The sequence below is a fragment of the Pseudomonas sp. Z003-0.4C(8344-21) genome (genome assembly GCF_900104975.1).
Classification (GTDB): domain Bacteria; phylum Pseudomonadota; class Gammaproteobacteria; order Pseudomonadales; family Pseudomonadaceae; genus Aquipseudomonas; species Aquipseudomonas granadensis.
The window spans coordinates 4,162,618-4,183,078 of the sequence record NZ_LT629756.1 but is presented as its reverse complement, the minus strand read 5'-3'; the positions used below and the strand labels follow the sequence as shown (position 1 = coordinate 4,183,078).

The 20,461-nt window shown below is 60.9% G+C and carries 18 protein-coding genes; 11 read left to right on the top strand and 7 right to left on the bottom strand.

Going from position 1 to position 20,461, the window contains the following annotated elements; genetic code table 11:
• Nucleotides 1-25 precede the first annotated feature (25 nt).
• Nucleotides 26-748, bottom strand: a complete 723-nt coding sequence (locus tag BLU24_RS18915) for a pirin family protein (RefSeq protein ID WP_090282693.1) — start codon at nucleotides 746-748, stop codon at nucleotides 26-28.
• Between the two features lie 214 nt (nucleotides 749-962).
• Between BLU24_RS18915 and BLU24_RS18910 the strand changes: the two genes are divergently transcribed.
• Together BLU24_RS18910 and BLU24_RS18905 are read left to right on the top strand one after the other, a co-directional pair.
• The gene (locus BLU24_RS18910; RefSeq protein ID WP_093102749.1) at nucleotides 963-1,913 is read left to right on the top strand and encodes a GlxA family transcriptional regulator; all 951 of its coding nucleotides are present in this window, start codon (nucleotides 963-965) and stop codon (nucleotides 1,911-1,913) included.
• A gap of 111 nt (nucleotides 1,914-2,024) precedes the next feature.
• Complete coding sequence (locus BLU24_RS18905) at nucleotides 2,025-3,479, top strand: ATP-binding protein (protein WP_093102746.1); 1,455 nt, start codon at nucleotides 2,025-2,027, stop codon at nucleotides 3,477-3,479.
• Here the strand turns inward: BLU24_RS18905 and BLU24_RS18900 are convergent.
• Nucleotides 3,456-6,311 carry an ATP-binding protein gene (locus BLU24_RS18900; RefSeq protein ID WP_093102743.1) on the bottom strand — a complete coding sequence of 952 codons (2,856 nt, stop codon included), beginning with the start codon at nucleotides 6,309-6,311 and terminating at the stop codon, nucleotides 3,456-3,458. The two genes, BLU24_RS18905 and BLU24_RS18900, sit on opposite strands and share 24 nt — an antisense overlap.
• A 124-nt stretch (nucleotides 6,312-6,435) precedes the next feature.
• Nucleotides 6,436-6,867, bottom strand: a complete 432-nt coding sequence (locus BLU24_RS18895; protein ID WP_093102740.1) for a helix-turn-helix domain-containing protein — start codon at nucleotides 6,865-6,867, stop codon at nucleotides 6,436-6,438.
• 249 nt (nucleotides 6,868-7,116) lie between these two features.
• On the opposite strand from BLU24_RS18895, the gene BLU24_RS18890 reads away from it, so the two are divergent.
• From BLU24_RS18890 to ycaC, 7 genes are all read left to right on the top strand, one after another.
• A complete protein-coding gene (locus tag BLU24_RS18890; RefSeq protein ID WP_093102737.1) occupies nucleotides 7,117-8,100 on the top strand; it encodes an MBL fold metallo-hydrolase in 984 nt (327 codons plus the stop codon).
• A 54-nt stretch (nucleotides 8,101-8,154) separates the two neighbouring features.
• Entirely contained in the window at nucleotides 8,155-9,078 is a 924-nt protein-coding gene (locus BLU24_RS18885; protein ID WP_093102734.1) for a LysR family transcriptional regulator, read from the top strand.
• Nucleotides 9,079-9,190: 112 nt separating this feature from the next.
• Nucleotides 9,191-10,930, top strand: coding sequence for an Ig-like domain repeat protein (locus tag BLU24_RS18880; RefSeq protein ID WP_093102731.1), 1,740 nt, complete (start codon nucleotides 9,191-9,193; stop codon nucleotides 10,928-10,930).
• A gap of 112 nt (nucleotides 10,931-11,042) precedes the next feature.
• Entirely contained in the window at nucleotides 11,043-11,456 is a 414-nt protein-coding gene (locus tag BLU24_RS18875; RefSeq protein WP_093102728.1) for a DoxX family protein, read from the top strand.
• Nucleotides 11,449-12,075, top strand: coding sequence for an antibiotic biosynthesis monooxygenase (locus BLU24_RS18870; protein WP_093102725.1), 627 nt, complete (start codon nucleotides 11,449-11,451; stop codon nucleotides 12,073-12,075). The genes BLU24_RS18875 and BLU24_RS18870 overlap by 8 nt, the downstream gene beginning before the upstream one ends.
• A gap of 40 nt (nucleotides 12,076-12,115) precedes the next feature.
• On the top strand, nucleotides 12,116-13,954 hold the full coding sequence (locus BLU24_RS18865; RefSeq protein WP_093102722.1) for an amidohydrolase: 1,839 nt from the start codon (nucleotides 12,116-12,118) through the stop codon (nucleotides 13,952-13,954).
• A 68-nt stretch (nucleotides 13,955-14,022) separates the two neighbouring features.
• Nucleotides 14,023-14,646 carry an isochorismate family cysteine hydrolase YcaC gene (ycaC, locus tag BLU24_RS18860; RefSeq protein WP_090282704.1) on the top strand — a complete coding sequence of 208 codons (624 nt, stop codon included), beginning with the start codon at nucleotides 14,023-14,025 and terminating at the stop codon, nucleotides 14,644-14,646.
• A gap of 215 nt (nucleotides 14,647-14,861) precedes the next feature.
• Here ycaC and BLU24_RS18855 read toward each other — a convergent pair whose 3' ends face one another.
• Both BLU24_RS18855 and BLU24_RS18850 read right to left on the bottom strand, forming a co-directional pair.
• A complete protein-coding gene (locus tag BLU24_RS18855) occupies nucleotides 14,862-16,289 on the bottom strand; it encodes a mechanosensitive ion channel family protein (protein ID WP_093102719.1) in 1,428 nt (475 codons plus the stop codon).
• 51 nt (nucleotides 16,290-16,340) lie between these two features.
• Nucleotides 16,341-17,360 carry an alpha/beta hydrolase gene (locus tag BLU24_RS18850; protein ID WP_093102717.1) on the bottom strand — a complete coding sequence of 340 codons (1,020 nt, stop codon included), beginning with the start codon at nucleotides 17,358-17,360 and terminating at the stop codon, nucleotides 16,341-16,343.
• Nucleotides 17,361-17,520: 160 nt separating this feature from the next.
• Between BLU24_RS18850 and BLU24_RS18845 the strand changes: the two genes are divergently transcribed.
• Nucleotides 17,521-18,420, top strand: a complete 900-nt coding sequence (locus BLU24_RS18845; protein WP_093102714.1) for a LysR family transcriptional regulator — start codon at nucleotides 17,521-17,523, stop codon at nucleotides 18,418-18,420.
• A gap of 203 nt (nucleotides 18,421-18,623) precedes the next feature.
• Here BLU24_RS18845 and BLU24_RS18840 read toward each other — a convergent pair whose 3' ends face one another.
• Both BLU24_RS18840 and relB read right to left on the bottom strand, forming a co-directional pair.
• Complete coding sequence (locus BLU24_RS18840; protein WP_093102712.1) at nucleotides 18,624-18,917, bottom strand: type II toxin-antitoxin system RelE/ParE family toxin; 294 nt, start codon at nucleotides 18,915-18,917, stop codon at nucleotides 18,624-18,626.
• Nucleotides 18,898-19,104: a type II toxin-antitoxin system RelB family antitoxin gene (relB, locus tag BLU24_RS18835; protein ID WP_093102709.1), complete on the bottom strand. Its 207-nt coding sequence runs from the start codon at nucleotides 19,102-19,104 to the stop codon at nucleotides 18,898-18,900. Before relB ends, BLU24_RS18840 begins: the two co-directional genes overlap by 20 nt.
• 491 nt (nucleotides 19,105-19,595) lie before the next feature.
• Here relB and BLU24_RS18830 point away from each other — a divergent pair, with 491 nt between their 5' ends.
• Nucleotides 19,596-20,393 carry a class I SAM-dependent methyltransferase gene (locus tag BLU24_RS18830; protein WP_093102706.1) on the top strand — a complete coding sequence of 266 codons (798 nt, stop codon included), beginning with the start codon at nucleotides 19,596-19,598 and terminating at the stop codon, nucleotides 20,391-20,393.
• Nucleotides 20,394-20,461: the final 68 nt, after the last annotated feature.

The following is a 20,461-nucleotide window of genomic DNA, read 5'->3' as shown; positions in this document are numbered from 1 at the left end:
TTCTCATAAGTGTAGAAACACTGCGTCATGGCATCTGCGGCAACTCCTGCGGCCGCAAGTCAAACACCAGCACCTCGGCATCGACACCGTTGCTCAAGGTCAGCAACTGTTCTTCGCGAACCCGCACGCCATCGCCTTCCTGCAATGGCTGGCCATTGAGTTCGACACTGCCGCGTGCCACATGCACATACGCGTAACGGTCGGCCGGCAGTTTCAGCGTGGCGCTTTCTTCGCCGTCGAACAGCCCGGCGAACACGCGCGCGTCCTGGCGAACTTTCAGCGAGCCGTCCTTGCCGTCTGGCGAGATGATCAATTGCAGGCGACCGCGTTTTCTTTGCGCGCTGAAATGCTCCTGCTGGTAGCGCGGTTTGGCACCGCTGACTTCCGGCACGATCCAGATCTGCAGAAAATGCACAGGCTTGGTGGCCGAATGGTTGAACTCGCTGTGCGCCACGCCGCTGCCGGCGCTCATCAATTGCACGTCGCCGGGGCGGATGACCGAGCCGGTGCCCAGCGTGTCCTTGTGTTCCAGCGCACCTTCCAGCACGTAGGAAAAGATCTCCATGTCGCGGTGCGGGTGCTGGCCGAAACCTTTGCCGGCGGCAACGCGGTCGTCATTGATCACCAGCAGGTCCGAGAAACCCTGTTCGCGAGGGTTGCGATAGCTGGCGAAGGAAAAGGTGTGAAACGACTTCAACCAGCCATGATTGGCGAGGCCACGATCGGAGGCTTTGCGAAGAGTCAGCATGATTAAGATCTCCTGGCGGGACGTGTATTCGTCCGAGTGAGGAGAAGGTTACTGTTAACCATGAAATCCAATAAGTAGGTGAAAACTGAAAGACTGTCTCGGTGAGGTTGACAGTTGTGCGAGGCCGCTCACACAATTTTTCGCGCTTGAGACGTCTTGCCTGGTCATAATGTCCGGCCTGTCTCATGTTCCCCGATTGAAGCGACGTGCTCCCATGAAAACCGTGGCAATGGTGCTGTTTCCCGACTTTCTCCTGCTTGATATGGCCGGGCCGCTGGAAGTGTTTGCGGTTGCCAACCGCTACCTCAAGCCCGACGCGCACTATCAGTTGGTCACCCTGGGAACCGAGCCCGGCGCGCTGCGAGCGTCCAACGGTGTGATGGTCCAGGCTGATCGGACAATCGACGAAGATACCGAGCGCTATGATCTGTTGCTTGTGCCCGGCGGCCCCGGCGCCTACAACCAGCAATTTCCTGCCTTGTTCGCCTGGCTCAAAGGCGCCGTGCAACGGGCCGAGCATTACGGTTCGATCTGCACTGGCGCTTTTGTACTGGGACATGCCGGTCTGCTTGACGGCTATCAGGTGACCACTCACTGGAATTACACCGAGCGGCTGATCCGGGCGTTTCCCAAGGCCGACGTCGCCACCGATCAGATCTATATCGAAGATCGCAACCTGATCACCTCTGGCGGTGTGACCGCTGGTATTGATATGGCATTGGCTGTGGTGGCCCGCGATCACGGCAAGAAGCTTGCCCAGGATGTCGCCAAGGTCCTGCTGGTGGTGATGAAGCGGCAGGGCGGGCAGGCACAGTTCAGCCCGTTGATGGCGGCCGTGGCGCCGCAGGAAACCCCGATCACCCGCGCGCAGAGCTACGTGCTCGAGCACCTTGACGAAGCATTCACGGTCGAGCGCATGGCGGCTATTGCCAATATGAGTGCGCGGCATTTCGCCCGGGTGTTCGCCCGGGAAATCAACATGACACCGATGGAGTTTCTGCAAAGCGCCCGCGTCGACTGTGCGCGAAATCTTTTGGAAACCAGCGAGTTGCCGCTGAAGACCGTGGCGTACAAAAGCGGCTTTGGCAGCGTCCGGCACATGCGCTCACTGTTCGCCGAAAAGCTCGGCCTGACCCCGGCGCAGTATCGCGAACAGTTCAGCTAGAGCGTTTCTGTCCGTCTGGCGCCTCGGTATGTCCGTCTGGCGCCTCGGTATGTCCGTATTGCGCCCCGTGTCGCCGTTGTCGCGTCATCGAACGCTGCCAAGATGGTTGGCATGAACAGCCTCGATGATTTCAACCCGGCGTCAGTGCTGCGTTTTGGCCCTTACGCCTTTCATGTGCGACAACGACTGATCCTGAACGGGGATCAGCCAGTGCGCGTGGGCAGTCGGGCGCTGGATATTTTGCAAGTATTGGTCGAGCGCGCCGGTCGGGTGGTCACCAAGGAGCAATTGATCGCCCAGGTGTGGCCGACGTCGGTGGTCGAGGAGATCAACCTGCGGGTGCACATCGCGGCACTGCGACGCGCACTGGGAGACGGTGGCAACGGTCAGCGTTACATCATTAACGTGCCGCAATGCGGCTACAGTTTCATCGCCCCGGTGCATCGCGACAGTGCAGCGCCGCAAACACTTGCCAATGCGCCACCACCGCACAACTTGCCCGCGCGGTTGACCCCGGTGATCGGCCGCGATGCGCTGGTGGGCAGTCTGATGCGACACCTGCCAGCGTGTCGGCTGCTGACCATCACCGGCCCGACCGGCGTGGGCAAATCCACCGTGGCCCTGCGGGTAGCGGAGCTGTTGGTGCAGTATTTTCGCCACGGCGTCTGGCATGTCGATCTTGCGCAGATCAGCGGCAACAGCTCATTGCTGGAGCATTGTCTGCACCGGCTCGGCAGCGATCTGGCCGGGTTGTGCGAACGTCATGCCTTGCTGGTGCTCGACAACGCCGAGCATCAGCACGCGGCCTGCAAGGCACTGGTCGAAACCCTGTCAGGCGTGGCGCCACGTGTGTCCATTCTGGTTACCAGCCGTGAGCCCTTGCAGGTCAGCGGTGAAGTCCTCAAGCAACTGCCACCCTTGAGCCTGCCAAAGCCTGTGGCGGTCGACGATGTCGCCGAGGCCATGGGCTGCCCGGCGGTGCAGTTGTTCGTCAGTCGCGCACGGGCGCGCCAGCATGATTTCCAGCTGCGCGCTCAGGATGTTCAGCCGCTGCGCGAAATTTGCCGACAACTCGACGGCTTGCCGCTGGCCATCGAACTGGCGGCGGCGCAGATCGATGTGCTGGGTCTTATCGGCTTGCACGCGCACGTGTCCGATGGTCTGCAAGTGCTCAGTCAGGGGCGGCGCACCGCCGTGCCGCGCCATCAGTCGATGCGGGCCGCGCTGGACAGCAGCTATCAGCGCTTGAGTGAGCCGGAGCAGCGCGTATTGCAGCGTTTGTCGGTGTTCAAAATGCCTTTCACATTGGAGGCGGCGCTGGCAGTGGTCAGTTGCACGCCACTGGCCTCGTCGCGCCTCGCCGCAATCATCACAAGCCTGGTGCAAAAATCGCTGCTGACGCAGGAGGGGAGCGGCAGCGCTTGCCGATACCGCATGCTCAACACCACTCGACGTTATGCGCGCGAGCAGCTTGAACGCAGCGGGGAAGGGGTCGAGCTTGAGCGTCGGCATGCGCGCTACGTCAATCAACGACGCACTCATTCAGGCGTGTACGTCTTCACTTAGGGCATTGATCAGCAAGCGTGCTCTGCTCAAATCCGGGGTCGCAAAACCCTCGCTGAACTGCTCAACGACAGGACGCAGCAGATTCAGTGCGTGATGACCGCGCGACTGGCGATGCCAGAGTTGCGCCAATGATGTGGCGCTGCGCAGCTCCCAGGCGAGGGCGCCGTGGGTGCGGGCGGTGGTCAGGGCTTGTTGCAGGAGGTGTTCGGCTTGCTTGATATTGGCGCTGTCTGACAGGACGCCATCGCTGGCAAGCCAGCTCCCACAGGGATCTGAGGCGCATCCAGAATTCTGCGATAGCAACGCCAGCGCCTGAGCGCGCAAGATCTCTGCCGTGCTCCATCCCGCCTCGCCACTCAATGCACGCTGCAGCAATGCATCGTCGACGAAACGCGGATCCAGCGTGACCATGATTTCACCGATCAACCCGCCGCGCTCCGTCGGCGGCAGTTCGGTGGCGTCTGCATGAATGACCTGCGCGTAATGCCGCCCCCAATGATTGAACAGCAGCACCGAATGTTTTTGCGATTGCTCCAATAGCAGACGCAGCAGCATGCGGGCGTTTTGTTGATCGCCGTTGTAATGAGCGATCGGGCAACTGGCCAAGGCCAGGGTGTAACAGATCGAAGTGCCGTGATCGATCTGCACGGCGATGTCCAGCGCCTGTCGCGCGGCACGCCACGCCTGCTCGGGCAGGCCCTGCATCCACAAGATGCGCGCCAGCACCGTCAACGAGGCCACGCTCTGGTCGTATTGCACGCCAAAGCCGTGGGTGAAGCGGTTGACGTTGCCACTGTGCGCCATGCGCTGCAGGACCTGCTCGGCATGAGTGCGCGCCTGCGACTGGTCGCCGGCATAATGCAGCGCCAGTACGCGCAAACGGTGGGTGCTCAGTGACAGCAGTGGATCGCCGTGCAGGCCGAGGCGGTCGAACTGCTCGCTCTGGGCCAGCGCCAGGCGGTAATGCCCGCAACTGAGATTGACCGCCATGTACCCGGATACCGCACGCAATTGGCCGGCAACGTCGTTGTTCGCCTGCGCCAGTTGTTGTGCCTGGGCAAAGGCGTCGATGGTTTCGGTGGTGCCGCCCCAGGTGTGGTAACAGGCACTGCCCAGCGCCAGTTTCAAAGTGATCTTCAGACGCGGGCAAGGCTCGTCGCGTTCATCGAACAGGCTCAGCGCCCGACGCACATGGCCGCCGTATTCCTTGAGCAGCGAGAGTTCTTGCCACAACGGCGCCGAGGCTGCCGCCAGACGAATTCCCAACCCCCCGGAGCCGGCCCCGTGCAGGCTCCACTCCAGCGCCGCGCGCAAATCTTCGAGCCCGCGGGCGTAGCGTTCGATCCACAGCGCCGTCGGGGTATGCTCCCATTCGCTTTTCGCTTGCTGCATCAGCGCCAGGCAGCGCTCGGCATGGCGCTCGCGGGTGTCATCGAATTCGGCGGCCTGCTCGAGTTTTTCCAGCGCATAACGGCGGGTGGTGTCGAGCAAGCGGTAGAACACCTGTTCATCGCCGACCTCGACGCTGAGCAAGGATTTGGCGACCAATTGAGTGATCGAGACGAACACCCCACTGGGATCGATCTGCTCGCCGACGATCACGGCCGCTGCCGATTCCAGAGTAAAGCCGCCGCGAAACACCGCCAGACGACGCAGGCAGGTCTGCTCGCAGCGCTCCAGCAGATTGAAACTCCAGTCCAGCGTGGCGCGTAGCGTCAGGTGCCGTTCATGACTGCTTTGCCGGCCTTTGTTCAACGGTGGCAGGCGACCCTGCAACTGCCCGAGCAGACCGTCGAGGCCAAGCTCGGTAACCTGCGCGGCCGCCAGTTCCAGCGCCAGTGGCATCCCGTCCAGTCGGTGGCAGATCTCGATCACTTGCGGCAGTTGGCTATCGCTCAGTTCGAAGCTTTCCTGGGCGGCCGTGGCTCGCTCTATAAACAGTTGCAGTGCCGAAAATTCGAGTACCTGTTCGCGACTCAGCATCGTACTCATCGACGGGTAGGCGAGCGCGTCCAGGCGCTGGACGCATTCACCCTCGGCCCGCAGGCTTTCGCGGCTGGTGGCAAGAATGTGCACTTTGGGCGCGCCGCGCAGAATGCTTTCGCTGAGGGTCGCGACGGCATCGATCAGGTGCTCACAGTTGTCGAGCAGCAACAGCATCTGCCGTGGTTGCAGCGCGTCGACCAACGCTGCCAGCGAGTCGCCCTCAGGCAGCACCAGATCAAGCAGGGTGGCGAGGTGCGAGCCGATCAGCGCGGGGTCGTTGAGCGGCGCCAGATCCACCAGGCGAATACCGTCGCGGTAAAAGCCGATCAACTGCTCGGCGACCCGCAGCGCGACGGTGGTCTTGCCGATTCCGCCAGGGCCGACCAGGGTGATGCAGCGTCGGCGCGGCAGGTCGCTCATCAGGCTGTCGACCAGTGGCTGGCGGCCGATCATGCGCGTGCGCCGCAAGGGCAGATTGTGGCGACCGCCGGCATCGTCCAAAGGACGCTCCTCCATGGAATGCAGCAGGAGCGGCGCGACAAAACTGTAGCCTCGCTGCGCCACCGTGACGATGTAACGCTGGCCGGCCTGACCGTCACCGAGCGCCTTGCGCAATGCCGCCATGTGCACGCGCAAATTGATTTCTTCGACAACACTGTCCGGCCAGACCCCGGCCATCAGTTCCTGCTTGCTCACCACTTCACCGGCACGCGCCAGTAGCATCAGCAGAATGTCCATTGCCCGCCGACCCAGACGCAGCGGTTGCTCGCCTTCGAATACGCGGCGTTGTCCGGGATGAATCCGATAGGGGCCAAAACCGATGGCCTGATTCGGGGAAAGACTCAACAGCTCACTCCTGCGGCGCTGCGACGGACGATACCCACCGATCGCGCGCGCAGGCGCGGGCTCTCTGGTTCGGGTGTCTGGGCATGATCCTCAGGTTTGCGCATCGGTGCAACGGGCGTCTCGATCAGAACATGCCGGGCTGCGAACGCGGCGACCGCGGTTCGCGCATGATCTGGCAGCGCCAGGCGAACGGATTGATGCCTTCGCTGCGGGTAAACATGTGACAGAAATGCGCTTGATCGCAGAAGCCGCATTCCAGGCTTATGTGCGTCAGGCTCAGGTCGGTGTGCTGGATCAGCATCTTGGCGCGGGCGATGCGCTGGGTACGAATCCAGTCCTGCGGCGAAACCCCGGTGCTGCACTTGAAGGCGCGGGAAAAATGACTGCGTGACAGTGAGCAGGCGCGGGCCAGTTCGGCCACTTCCAGGCTGTCACCGAGGCGTTCGAGGATCAGTTGTTTGACCAGCCGTTCGCGTTGCGGACTGAGCCCGCCAATGGCAGGTGTATCCGGTTGGCGGGCAGGGGCGAGGGCGACGGTGGGTTGCAATTGAGCCATGGCCAAGGTCCGTGTCGATGGGGAATGCACGAAAGGCGCATCCCGTCAGGTCAAAAAACAACGCTGTGCGAGTGACGGCATTGTTCAGCGCGGGCGCCAGGCTGACGAGTTAATCGTTGTTAATTGCCGAGCATCGACCGGAACTCAGCACATGCTTGCAAGTCTGCGCCGGGCGTTTTGCGCCACGATCCGGGGCAAGCGTGGCGAACCGACAGGGCCGCCGCAGTCGGTCAGGTTCAGGAGAATTCGATGAAAAGCATGTTCAAAGCCGTGACAACCATGACGCTCGCACTGGCGATGTCCTGCGCAATGGCGCAAGCGCCACACGTGGGCACCCAGGCGCCGGGTTATTTCCGCCTGGCGGTGGGCGATTACGAAGTCACGGCGTTATTTGACGGCTACAACGACTTGTCGCCGAAGCTGCTGCAAGGCATGAGTCAGAGCCAGATTCGTGCGCTGCTGGCCCGCCGTTCGATTGAAACGCCGGGTGTGCAAACCGCGTTCAACGCCTTTCTGGTCAATACCGGCAAACAACTGATTCTGGTCGACAGCGGCGCCGGCCAGTGCATCGGCGCCACCGCTGGCCAGCTGCTGAGCAACATGCAGGCAGCCGGCTATAAACCGGAACAGGTCGATACGATCCTGCTGACGCACCTGCATCTGGATCACGTCTGTGGCCTGGTCGACGGGCAAAAGCAGGCGCTGTTCAGCAATGCTACGGTCTACGCGGCCAAGGCTGAAGCCGATTACTGGCTCGATCCGGCCGCACTGGCCAAGGCTCCGGCCGGCGCCAAGGAGTTCTTCAAGATCGCCCAGCAATCCACTGCCGCTTACGTCGCCGCCGGGCGTTTCAAGACCTTCAGCGCAGGCGAGTCGCCGCTGCCGGGCGTGGTCGAAGCGACGCTCGAAGCCGGGCATACGCCGGGCAGCACCACCTATCGTTTCACCTCGCAGAAGCAGAGCATCGTGTTCATGGGCGATCTGGTGCATAACCTCGCGGTGCAATTCCTGCATCCGGAAGTGTCGATCGGCTTCGACGTTAACAGCCAGCAGGCGATCAACAGCCGGCAGGCGGTGTTCAGTGCGGCGGCGGTGAGCAAGACGTGGGTCACCGCTGCGCATTTGCCGTTCCCTGGGATCGGCCACATCACTGCCGAAGGCAAACATTTCCAGTGGGTGCCGGTGGAGTACGGCCCGTACAAACGCGCGGCCAAAGTGCCGTTGATCGAGTAAAGTGCGTAGCGCCGATCCGCTTGAGCGGCTGACATTGATAAGGACGACATGCCCATGAACCGTAACGATCTGCGTCGCGTCGACATGAACCTGCTGGTGATTTTCGAAGCGCTGATGTTCGAGAAGAACCTGACCCGCGTCGCCGAAAAACTGTTCATGGGCCAGCCCGCAGTCAGTGCGGCGCTCGGGCGGTTGCGCGACCTGTTCGACGATCCATTGCTGCTGCGCAATGGTCGCGGCATGGAACCGACCGCACGGGCGCTGGCGATTCTCAAGGAACTGCAGCCGGCGATGGATGTGATCTCCGGGGCGGTCAGCCGGGCCAAGGAGTTCGAGCCGGCGAGCAGTTGCGACGTGTTTCGCATCGGCCTGTCGGACGACGCCGAGTTCGGTCTGTTCCCGCCGCTGTTGCGCCAGCTTCAGCAGGAAGCGCCGGGGATTGTCGTGGTCGTGCGCCGCGCCAACTACCTGCTGATGCCAGCGTTGCTGGCCTCGGGGGAAATCTCCGTGGGTGTGAGCTACACCACGGATCTGCCAGCTAACGCCAAGCGCAGGAAGCTACGTGATATTCCCTGCAAAGTCCTGCGCGGCGATGATCGTCCGGGGCCGCTGACGCTGGACGAATATTGCCAGCGTCCGCATGCGATGGTGTCGTTCTCGGGCGACCTGAGCGGCAATATCGATCTGGACCTGGCGAAGATCGGCCGTTGCCGCCGTGTCGTTCTCGGTGTGCCGCAGTTCAGCGGTTTGCGCGCCTTGCTCGCCGGCACCGAGATGATCGCCACTGTTCCGGATTATGCTGCCTGCGCCTTGGTTGAGGGCTGTGCGCTGCGTGCCGAAGATCCGCCGTTTCCGATCGATGCGGCGCAGTTGTCGATGGCGTGGAGTGGGGTGCATGACAACGACCCGGCGGAGAAATGGCTGCGCTCGCGAATCAGTCAGTTCATGGCGGCGCCGCTGGATATCCCTTCAAGATGAGCGACCACTCGTCGAAAACCATGCTTCACCTGTAAGTTCTGACAGTGGTGCCGGTTGGCCTTCCCGTGTTTGATGAGCATGCCGAAGAGGCCAACACTCAAGGAACCTGAACATGGACACGTCGACGCCTGCGCTCAACAGTAACGACCTGCCACCGCTGCAGATCATGGAAAGCTTTCCTGGCGGCTTGTTGAACCCGCACGCGGTTCGGCACAACATTACGCTGCGAATAGACTACGAGTGGGCGCGGGAAGACGTTGTGACGATCCACTGCGCCGGAACTCCGGGCTTCGGCTCTTACACATCGCCGCGCATACCGATCGGTGGGTTTGCACGTCCTTTCCAGACCCACATCGACACCCGGCTCGTGACTTTCAACCTGGGGCATACCGTCGTTTTCACTTATACGGTTTACCGAGGCACGGCGGAGTTTGTTTCACAAGCGTTGGCGCTGTACGTCGCACCGATCAATCTGTTTGATCTGCCTCGGCCGTTCATCCGACAGGCTGACAACGACGGTCAGGGAATCGAATTGCCTGTCAGCGATCTGGATGAGTTCACATTGCGTATCAATGCGTGGCTGCTGGGCACGCGCGGGCAGTGTTTTTGGCTCACCGCAAATGGCACTAACGCCGACGACACTGATTTCGAGGCGTCTTATTGGCGAGCCCCGGTCAACGTCGTCGATGAAGACTTTCAGCGCTATGGGTTTTTCGAGCAGAATTTCCCTGCTGCGCCGCTGCAGGCTTTGAAGAATGGCAGCGTGCTGACGCTGAAATTCATGGCCGGGCTGCAAGGCAGTGAGCAGCCATCCCTCGCTCAGGCATTCGCCCATCGAAACTACATCATCCGCACAGGTCCCGCCGTTACGCCGAGGATATTGTCAGTTAGCGATCAGGATGGCGAGGTCGCCGACGGTGCGAATACTCGCTACGCCGATGTCACCTTGAGCGGCAGTGCTTCGGGTAAATTGACGGTGTTGGACGGTACGACCTCGATCGGTACGGCCAGTCCCGTAGACGGTAACTGGACGCACGGTGCGCCTGGTCTGAATCCGGGACCGCATGCATTTACGGTTCGGTTGGCTGATGGCAGTGGCAGCCCGTCGAATACCCGACGGATCAACGTCGTGCTGTCAGACCTGCCGCTGAGAATTGTCGAGGCTCCCGATGACACCCGTCTTGATCCGCTGAACGCACTCACCAGCCTGACCGCTGAGCTCGTTTATGATCATCTGCCCACCGATATGGTGTCTGTGACGGTGACAGCCGCTGACGGCACACCCCCTGCAGGCTCGCATACGACCCCACCGGTTGCAGCGGGTAACACCCGCCCCATCAGGATTACCTTGCCCGTTTCGTTGGTGGCATTCAGCGTCGGAAAAACCATGGTGGTGACCTTTTCGTATACCCGCGGTGGGGCAGCTCCGGTGCCCTCACTGCCTTTACGTCTGAACGTGTTGCCGATTGCGCTGGAGCGGCTCGTAGCGCCAGTGATCACTCAGGCCAACGGTGACATTCTTGATCTGAAAGATATCCAGTCCGGGGCCAATCTGGAGTTTGGAGTCTGGCCCTTGATTGCTGTGAGTCAACGATTGTCGTGTGATTTTGCCGGGGAGTCCGACACGGGGCCGCACAACCTGCGCATGTGGACGGCCACCGTCAACATGGTGCACCGCGCATGGATCACCAATGGCCGTTTCGGTCCTAATGTTTCAGTCGATTATCTGCGGTTGCTCAAGCACGGCAGCAAACTGGTCATTCGGTTCCGGGTCAATCTGGATCAGGCGACGGATCCGAATACGCAGACGGTTTTTCAAACGCGCGAATACACGATCAGTGCGACGCCTTGAGACCGCTCCTGCCTGACACGCTGGACAAACCCGGCAACTGAGCACATCCATGCAATTCACTCCGCCCCCTCGTTGGCATGATTCAAGCCAATGACATTCAGAGGGGCGGGTCATGACTACTTCGAGGGATGAACAGGCACAGGACATCGGTTTGCTGTTCCTGCGGGTCAGCGGCGGATTGTTTTTGCTGTGGGTGCACGGCTTGCCCAAGCTGCTGGACTTCACCGCGCAACTGCAACTGATCGAAGACCCGTTCCACCTCGGTGCCCGCCTCACGCTGATCCTGGCGATTTTTGCCGAAGTCCTCTGCCCGCTACTGATCGTCGCCGGGGTGCTGGCGCGGTTGGCCTGCCTGCCTATTCTCTTTGTGCTGCTGGTGGCGCTGCTGGTCGTGCATCCGCAATGGAGTGTGGCCGAGGGGCAGTTCGGCTGGTTGCTGTTGATTCTTTTCACCACTGTATTGATCGCCGGGCCGGGTCGGCTGGCGATTCCTGTTCGTTTGCCCGGAGTACTGCGTTATGCCTGAAGCCCTGAATCAACCCACACCGGGGGCCGATGAGACCGTCACGTTGATTATCAAGCACCGGGTCAAGGCCGGTTTCGAGTCGGCGTATGAAGCCTGGCTGCGCAATATCGTCCGTGTGGCGGGGCAGCGCGAAGGCCATCTGGGGGTCGATGTGGTGCGCGGCAAGCGTGGGCGTCTCGACTTTTATACCTGCGTGCTGCGCTTCAGCAGCACCGAAGCGATGCAAGGCTGGCTGGAATCAGCGGAACGTCAGGCGCTGGTCGCCGAGGCGGCGCCGATGCTGGCTGATGGCGATCAGACCGAAGTCGCGCCGGTCAACGAATTCTGGTTCTCGCCACTGGCTGACGCCGCTTCGCCACCGCCGCGCTGGAAACAAGCCGTGGTGTCGTTGCTGGTGATTCTGCCGCACACCTTGCTGGTGCCGCTGATCTGGGGGCCGTTGCTGGCGCTGCATCCAATCCTTTCCAACTACGTGGTGGCCACCTTCTTCATCACCCTGACCATCGTCCTTTCGGTGGTGTACGTGGTGATGCCGCCGGTCACCCGTTTGTTCACGCCGTGGCTGGAAGCCAGCCAGGCCCATGAACACCTCGATTCCCAAGAAACCGCGCCGCGTTGAGCGGGGTTTGCTTCTTTTTACTTTTGCTTGAGGAGCTGCGATGAACGCCGATCTGATTCTGTTCAATGGCCAATTTCATACGGTTGACCGCGAAAAACCGCTCGCCAGCGCCGTGGCGATCAAGGACGGCCGCTTCGTTGCGGTCGGTAACGACGCCGAAGCCATGGCCCTCAAGGGCAGCGCCACGCAAGTGGTCGACATGAAGGGCCGCTGCGTCATTCCTGGTCTTAACGACTCGCACTTGCATTTGATCCGTGGCGGCTTGAACTACAACCTCGAATTGCGCTGGGAAGGCGTGCCGTCGCTCGCCGACGCGCTGCGCATGCTCAAGGATCAGGCGGACCGCACGCCGACCCCGCAATGGGTGCGTGTGGTCGGTGGCTGGAACGAATTCCAGTTCGCCGAAAAACGCATGCCGACCCTGGAAGAAATCAACCAGGCCGCGCCGGACACCCCGGTGTTCATCCTGCACCTGTACGACCGCGCCTTGCTCAACCGTGCGGCGTTGCGCGTCGCCGGTTATACCCGCGACACGCCGAACCCGCCGGGCGGCGAGATCGTTCGTGACAGCAACGGCAATCCGACCGGCATGCTGGTTGCGCGGCCGAACGCGATGATTCTCTACTCGACGCTGGCCAAGGGGCCGAAGCTGCCGCTGGAATATCAGGTCAACTCGACCCGCCAGTTCATGCGCGAACTCAATCGCCTCGGCCTGACCAGCGCGATCGACGCCGGCGGTGGTTTCCAGAACTACCCGGACGATTATCAGGTGATCGAGCAACTGGCCAAAGAAGACCAGTTGACCGTGCGCATCGCCTACAACCTGTTCACCCAGAAGCCGAAAGAAGAACTGACCGATTTCCAGAACTGGACCGGCAGCGTCAAGTTGCACCAGGGCGACGACTTCCTGCGCCACAACGGCGCCGGCGAAATGCTGGTGTTCTCGGCGGCCGACTTCGAAGACTTCCTCGAGCCGCGCCCAGACCTGCCGCAGACCATGGAACAAGAGCTGGAGCCGGTGGTGCGCCATCTGGTCGAACAGCGCTGGCCGTTCCGCCTGCACGCCACGTACAACGAATCGATCAGCCGCATGCTCGACGTATTCGAGAAGGTCGATCGCGACATTCCGTTCAACGGTCTGCCGTGGTTCTTCGACCACGCCGAAACCATCACCCCACGGAACATCGAGCGAGTGAAAGCGCTGGGCGGCGGCATCGCGATCCAGGATCGCATGGCGTTTCAGGGCGAATACTTCGTCGATCGCTACGGCAAACAAGCCGCCGAAGCCACGCCGCCGATCAAGCGCATGCTTGCCGAAGGCGTGCCGGTGGGCGCCGGCACCGACGCCACCCGCGTGTCGAGCTACAACCCGTGGACTTCGCTGTACTGGATGGTCAGCGGGCGCACCGTCGGTGGTCTGGCCTTGTACGAAGAGGGGCTGCCACGCAGCACCGCGCTGGAATTGTTCACCCACGGCAGCGCCTGGTTCTCCTCGGAGCAGGGCAAGAAGGGCCAGATTCGCGTCGGCCAACTGGCGGATCTGGCAGCCCTGAGTGCGGACTTCTTTAGCGTTGAAGAAGAAGCGATCAAATGGATCGAGTCGGTCATGACCGTGGTCGGCGGCAAGATCGTCTACGCCGCCGGCGATTTCGAAGACCTCGGCCCGCGTTCGATTCCGGTGCTGCCGGACTGGTCGCCAGTGGTCAAGGTGCCGGGTCACTGGCGCCCGAACTCGCCGTTGCAGGCGCAGGTTCACCAGTGCAGCGGGCCGTGCGCGGTGCACACCCACAGCCATGAAAAGGCGCGGATGTCGAACGCGCCGGTCAGCGACTTCGCCGGTTTCTGGGGCGCGTTCGGCTGTTCCTGCTTCGCCTTCTGATTCCGAAAAAAGCGCCGGTCATCCCGGCCGGCGCTTCACGCAACAACCATCCATCCAGGAGTTTTGCCATGAGCGTTCCTTACAAGCGTCTGAACAAAGATGATGCCGTCGTGCTGCTGGTCGATCACCAGACCGGTCTGATCTCGCTGGTCCAGGATTTCACCCCGAACGAGTTCAAGAACAACGTGCTGGCACTGGGCGATATCGCCAAGTTCTTCAAGCTGCCAACCATCCTCACCACCAGCTTCGATGCAGGTCCCAACGGCCCGATCGTGCCCGAGCTGCGCGAGCAGTTTCCGGACGCACCGTTCATCCAGCGTCCAGGCCAGATCAACGCCTGGGACAACGAAGACTTCGTCAAGGCGATCAAGGCCACTGGTCGCAAGCAACTGATCATCGCTGGCGTGGTGACCGACGTCTGCGTGGCATTCCCGACCCTTTCGGCAATTGCTGAAGGCTTCGAAGTGTTCGTGGTGACCGACTCGTCCGGCACCTTCAACACCACCGTGCAACAAGCGGCGTGGGCGCGCATGTCGGCGGCCGGTGCACACCTGTTGAACTGGTTCTCGGTGGCGTGCGAGCTGCAGGGTGACTGGCGCAACGATATGGAAGGCCTGGCGCATCTGCTGTCGGAGCGCCTGCCTAACTACCGCAACCTGATCAACAGCTATACCAAGTTTACTGCTCAGTAATCGGGTGCGAGTCTGAAAAGCCCTCACCCTAACCCTCTCCCAGAGGGAGAGGGGACTGACCGCGGTGTTTGTTGAAGTTGCACCGACCCGCAATACCGAGGCGATCTCCATGCTTGAAGCGCATGGAGATCGGCTCCCTTTCCCCCTCGCCCCCCTTGGGGGGAGAGGGCTGGGGTGAGGGGGGAAGCTTTTGATTTTGGTCTTGATCTTGATTTTCAGCGCTTCTGCAACCACCCCAAAAACCCTCCCTTCTTCACCGCCACCGGTTTGGCCATCAACGCGAGGCGACTGTTCTGCTGACGCACCGCCTGCAATTTGTTCAAGGCCCGACTGACCTCACTGCGCTTGTCCATGCACTCACGGGTCAACTGCTTGTCGAGTCGATAAATGATACTCGAGGTCAGCGCCGTGAACGTCGCCTGCGACGGCGTGTCGGCAAGAATGCTTTGTTCACCCATCACCTCACTCGGGCCCATGCGCCCGGCTTCGACCTTGTTATCACCATCCGGCACGGTCGCGCTGACCACGCCTGTGGCAATCACGAACAGGCTATCCGGCACTTCATCCAGATCCAGCACCACCTGACCTGTCGTGTATTGCTGGGCGACCATCGATTCGGCGAGGCGATCGCGCTCGTCACTGCTCAGCGAGCGGAAGATCTTCACCTCATCGAGCAACGCGCGGGCGCGGCTCGAAGGTTCGATCACGCCGTCGGGATGACGCGAAATGCCCGCGGCTTCGAGATGCCGGTGGGCGAGGTCGTACAGTTGATTGCGCACTTCGCTTTTCTTGCCCAGCTCGGCGATGAAACCGCTGGCAACGTACTCGGACATGGTTTCGCCGGCCTCTTTGAGCACGGCTTTCGGTGCCGGACTGAGCAACAGCGAACTGCTGCCTTGCAGCGTGCGATCCAGCGCATCCAACACCCGGCGTGGGCGGATATGGTTCGGCACTTTGATGCTGATCGACACGCCGTGCATGTTGTTCGGGCGGCTGAGGTTGACGATCTTCGCCTTGGCTGCCACCGAGTTCGGCACCACCGCCATGGTCCCGGCGCTGGTCAGCAAATGGGTGGCGCGCCAGTCGATGTCGAACACCTTGCCTTCGACGCCGTCGATCATCACGAAATCGTCCACCTGATACGGCTTGGTGGTGTTCAGCACGATCCCGGAAAACACGTCGGCCAGGGTGCTTTGCAGCGCCAGACCGACAACGATCGCGACCACGCCCGACGTCGCCAGCAGACCTTTGACCGGCAGCTCCAGCACATAACCGGCGGCGGCGACGATGGCGACCAGAAACACCAGCGCGCCGATTACGTCCTGCAGGAGACGACCGCTGTGACCGATGCGACGCATCAGGGCCAGGCCGATGACTTCGGTCAGCACCCGCGCGGCGTACAGCCACCAGAGAATGCCCAGCGCCGTTGCGCCCAATTGCGCTACGCGGTCATCGGCAAATTGCGGCGCCTGCAACGGGCTGACACCGGCATTGATCACCAGCGCACTAAAGGCCAGAAACAGCACCAGCCGCACACCGACCTTCGGCGCGCGATGCTTGTAGGGCGCGAAGTGCCACAGCGCAGCGTCGAGCAACAACAGTACGGCGCTCCAGGAGAGCAGGTGAGCGAGAAGGAAAGTCATGGGCGTTACTCACACAAAAAGCCCAGCGCTTTTGGGGCGCCGGGCCTGGGCTCAGTTGAGGTGGGTTTTCAGCTCGGCGGCGGCTTGTCGTACCGCTGCCTGCACTTCGGGGATCTGGCTCAGCGGGTTGAGCAGGCCGAAGTCATGAATCATCCCGTTGTAGCGCACCGAGGTCACCGCGACGCCGGCCGCATCGAGGTGCCGCGCATAGGCTTCGCCTTCATCACGCAGCACGTCGAATTCGGCGGTCTGCACCAGCGCTGCCGGCAAGCCCTTGAGCTGTTCGGCGCTGGCGTTGAGCGGCGAGGCGTGGATCTGCGTACGCTCGGCCGGCTTGGTGGTGTAGTTGTCCCAGAACCACTGCATCATGCCTTTGGTGAGGAAATGTCCCTCGGCAAATTGCTGGTACGAACCGTCGTCGAACTGCGCGTTGGTCACCGGCCACATCAGCAACTGGAAGCGCAGCGCCGGGGCTTTGTGTTCCTTGGCCATCAACGCTACCACCGCCGCCATGTTGCCGCCGACGCTGTTGCCGGCCACGGCGAGGCGCTTGCCGTCGACGCCGATTTCCTTGCCGTGCTCGGCGACCCATTTCGTCGCGGCGTAGGCCTGGTTGATCGCGGTCGGGTACTGCGCTTCCGGCGACGGCGTGTAATCGACGTAAACCGCGACCGCGCCAGAGCCCACCACAAGATCACGAATCAAGCGCTGGTGCGTCGGGAAATCACCAAGCACCCAGCCGCCACCGTGGAAGAACATGAACACCGGCAACTCTCCCTTGACCTTGGCCGGACGCACCACTTTCAGATTGATGGTCTGACCATCGACCTTGATCGCCTTGTCGCTGACTTCAATCCCCGACAGATCCACTTTCACCGACGCCTGCGCACCGGTCAGCACCGCACGGGCGTCTTTCGGGCTCAGTTGCTCCAGCGGCTTGCCGCCGCCAGCGGCGAGGGCGTTGAGGAAGGCCTGGGTATTGCGTTCGACCCCGGTACTTTCAGCGGCGAATGCGTTGCCGATGGACAGGGCTAGGAGGGATGCCGCGAGGGTTTTCTTGACGATGCTCATGGGTGGAAATCCTTTTGAATGATTTTGATTTTTTGCCTGAGTTGCGGGCTGCTGTGGCGCTGGGTTCCTGGCCTCAGCAACACCGTGAGCACAGATTAATGGGCTGCTGAAAAGTGAAAAAGCAGCTATAAAGCGTTTAACTGTCCACCAGAGAGTGACAATGAACCCGTTCGAAGACATGCGTATTTTTTGCCAGGTCATGGACTCCGGCAGCTTCACCTCAGCGGCCGATCAGTTGGGCCTGTCCAAGCAGTTCGTCAGCCGTCGTTTGATGCAGTTGGAAGAGCGGCTGGGCGTGCGCTTATTGAACCGCTCGACTCGGCGTCTTGATGTCACTCCGCTGGGGCAGAGTTATTACGAAGCGGCCTTGCGCTTGCTGAGCGAAGTCGAGCAAGTAGAGCAGGGCATCGCCGGGGAAACGGCGGAGCCGCGCGGGACGATCCGCCTGAGCGCGCCGCTGTCGTTTGCTGTGGCGCATCTGGGCTGCCTGCTGCCGATGTTTCTGCAGCGCTATCGCGAAGTGACAGTGGAAGTGGACCTGAGCGATCGCCCGGTGGACTTGCTGGGCGAGGGCTACGACCTGGCCCTGCGCATCGGCACGCTGGAAGATTCAACGTTGATTGCTCGACGCCTCGCGTCCATCGAACGGGTGTATTGCGCCAGTCCCGCGTACCTTTCAGAACGCGGCACGCCGCTCAAGCCTGAAGACCTGCACAGCCACGATTGCCTGCCGTATGGGCACGGGCGCTCGGTGCAATGGCGATTCAACGAAGGGCAGGGCAAGCCTGTATTGGTCAACGTCGCCGGGCGCATGCGCGTGAACAATGGTGAATTGCTGCGCGATGCGGCGGTGCAGGGGATGGGCATCACTTATCTGCCGACATTCATTGTTGGCGCGGCTTTGAAGGATGGACGGCTGGTGCCGGTGCTGGACGATCTGCGCCCCGAGCCGCTGACGTTGTCAGCGGTGTATCCGCAGCATCGGCAGGCTTCAAGGCCGGTGCAGGCGCTGGTGGAGTTTTTGCGTGAGCGGTTGAACCAGAGCCATGTGAATCTCTGAGTCTTGCGCAGATCGAAACGGTAGCAGCGAGCCTGCTCGCGATTGCGTTCTTTCAGGCGCTGGTTTTCTGATTTTTGTGTACATATCCGTTGCTGCGGTAACGGCGGCTCAGGGTTCCGCCCTGACGGCGGGCCAGGGTTGATCGTTCTCAATCAAAAAACCGCGCTTCCGAAGGCCGCGCGGTTTTTTTACTATCGAATGGTTTAGCGAGAGTCGCGTCGCGGATATTCCTGACGCGCATGTAGAACGTTCACAATCTCGATCCGATCCGTCACTTGATAAATGATCAGATAGCTGGAATTTACAACGATCTCCCGAGTGCCGGTAATCCGGCCTGGTCGATAGAGGTAGGGGTGATCAGGAAGATTGGCTAAGGCCTTCCCAACAGCCTTTATGATCCCGGTGGCTGCCCCAACATTCCTTTCGACTACGTATTCGAGCACTGTCACCAGTTTCGCCCGCGCTTCGGGCCTCCACTCAATCGGCCTCGAAGCCATCGTCTTTCGCCCTGATCAAGGCATGTATCTCGGCCATGACTTGTTCATGCGAAAGATTCGGGCGCGGGTCATCGAGGGAGGCTTGTACTTCCGCTCTGAACCAGCGGTCATAGCTCGCAGCCTGTTCTTCAGGGTCAAGATCAGAGACGACAGGGCATAACGGGTCAATCATCTTCGGGTCGATCATGGCACCTCCGGGAGCAATGCCTGGAAGTCTATTCGGTGAGGGGAATGTTGTCGTGGTTGTCTGGATGAGTTGCACGTTGGTAGAGCTCCGTAGGGTTCAGGTTGTCCCGAAAAATCCTAGCCCTTGCGCTTCCGACGGCCAACCGCCAGACAGGGTAGGAAAACGTTCAGCTTTTCCAGAAATCATTCTTTTTTCTGTAGGACTTGGCGGGTCTGAAACATTTAAGAACGCGTGCCGTTGATCGGTCCTACGACCACAAAAAACGCCCCCTCAGATGAAATAGCCGTCCAGTGCTTGCGCCTCAGTGGCAGCGAGTTGACAACCCATCAACAGCAGCCGATCGAAGTTTGGCTGGCGGCACCTGTGAATGCGGTTTTCCCCAAGGCTGTTAACGATAGCCGTGATATCGCTTACAAGTTTGCAACACGGCCGATTGCGAGGCTGATCTAGACTCTGCCCCGCTCAATCACGAGCATTGTCTGGAGAGCGCCATGGAAGTGCCCGAAAACAAAACCGCCATCGAGAGCAATCGACAGGCCTGGAATGATTCCGCTGATCATCATCAGAATTCACCGGACTGGCAGGCATTGCTCAACGAGGTCGCGCAGGCGGATTTTTCCTGTCTCGACGACACCCTGAGCGGCTTGCTGGACGTCAACGGCAAGGACGTGATTCAACTGGGCTGCAACAACGGTCGCGAAAGCCTGTCGCTGTTTGCCCTGGGGGCGAGCAGTGTGGTCGGCGTCGATCAGTCGGCAGCGTTTCTCGAACAGGCCCGCGTACTCAATGCTCGCTCACCGCACCCTGCCGAGTTTGTCGAAAGCGATATCCATCATTTGCCTGGGTCATTGCATAACCGGTTTGATGTCGCCCTGATCACTATTGGCGTGCTGAACTGGATGCCCGATATTGGCGAGTTTTTCCGTCACGTGGCTTCGACGCTGAGACCGGGTGGCAAGCTGGTGATCTACGAGACCCATCCGTTTCTGGAAATGGTCGATCCGGCTGGCGAGGACCCTTATCGCCTCGCCAGCTCGTACTTTCGCGCCGAGCCGTTTGTGCAGGAAGAGCCGATTGTCTACGTCGGCAAGATTGAACAGCCGGCGGCAAAGTCGTTCTGGTTCGTGCATACCCTCGGCGCGATTTTCAGCGGCGCTATTGGAGCGGGGCTGAATATCGTGCATTTTCAGGAGTACGCGCATTCGAATCGGGAAGAGGTGTATGACTGCTATTTGAATCGTGAGGCGCAGATGCCGATGTGCTTTACCTTGGTGGCGAGCAAGGTCTGAGCACCTTTATTGCGACGACTGGCCTCTTCGCGAGCAGGCGCTGGTTTAGGGTTTTTGTGTGCATATCC

What these genes read in the sequence shown, in the direction of transcription:
- BLU24_RS18865 (WP_093102722.1), top strand. Translation starts at nt 12,116, where the DNA reads ATGAACGCCGATCTGATTCTGTTCAATGGCCAATTTCATACGGTTGAC.
- relB (WP_093102709.1), bottom strand. Translation starts at nt 19,104, where the DNA reads ATGATCGACCCGAAGATGATTGACCCGTTATGCCCTGTCGTCTCTGAT.
- BLU24_RS18880 (WP_093102731.1), top strand. Translation starts at nt 9,191, where the DNA reads ATGGACACGTCGACGCCTGCGCTCAACAGTAACGACCTGCCACCGCTG.
- BLU24_RS18905 (WP_093102746.1), top strand. Translation starts at nt 2,025, where the DNA reads ATGAACAGCCTCGATGATTTCAACCCGGCGTCAGTGCTGCGTTTTGGC.
- BLU24_RS18895 (WP_093102740.1), bottom strand. Translation starts at nt 6,867, where the DNA reads ATGGCTCAATTGCAACCCACCGTCGCCCTCGCCCCTGCCCGCCAACCG.
- BLU24_RS18885 (WP_093102734.1), top strand. Translation starts at nt 8,155, where the DNA reads ATGAACCGTAACGATCTGCGTCGCGTCGACATGAACCTGCTGGTGATT.
- BLU24_RS18845 (WP_093102714.1), top strand. Translation starts at nt 17,521, where the DNA reads ATGAACCCGTTCGAAGACATGCGTATTTTTTGCCAGGTCATGGACTCC.
- BLU24_RS18890 (WP_093102737.1), top strand. Translation starts at nt 7,117, where the DNA reads ATGAAAAGCATGTTCAAAGCCGTGACAACCATGACGCTCGCACTGGCG.
- BLU24_RS18850 (WP_093102717.1), bottom strand. Translation starts at nt 17,360, where the DNA reads ATGAGCATCGTCAAGAAAACCCTCGCGGCATCCCTCCTAGCCCTGTCC.
- BLU24_RS18855 (WP_093102719.1), bottom strand. Translation starts at nt 16,289, where the DNA reads ATGACTTTCCTTCTCGCTCACCTGCTCTCCTGGAGCGCCGTACTGTTG.
- BLU24_RS18870 (WP_093102725.1), top strand. Translation starts at nt 11,449, where the DNA reads ATGCCTGAAGCCCTGAATCAACCCACACCGGGGGCCGATGAGACCGTC.
- BLU24_RS18910 (WP_093102749.1), top strand. Translation starts at nt 963, where the DNA reads ATGAAAACCGTGGCAATGGTGCTGTTTCCCGACTTTCTCCTGCTTGAT.
- ycaC (WP_090282704.1), top strand. Translation starts at nt 14,023, where the DNA reads ATGAGCGTTCCTTACAAGCGTCTGAACAAAGATGATGCCGTCGTGCTG.
- BLU24_RS18915 (WP_090282693.1), bottom strand. Translation starts at nt 748, where the DNA reads ATGCTGACTCTTCGCAAAGCCTCCGATCGTGGCCTCGCCAATCATGGC.
- BLU24_RS18875 (WP_093102728.1), top strand. Translation starts at nt 11,043, where the DNA reads ATGACTACTTCGAGGGATGAACAGGCACAGGACATCGGTTTGCTGTTC.
- BLU24_RS18840 (WP_093102712.1), bottom strand. Translation starts at nt 18,917, where the DNA reads ATGGCTTCGAGGCCGATTGAGTGGAGGCCCGAAGCGCGGGCGAAACTG.
- BLU24_RS18830 (WP_093102706.1), top strand. Translation starts at nt 19,596, where the DNA reads ATGGAAGTGCCCGAAAACAAAACCGCCATCGAGAGCAATCGACAGGCC.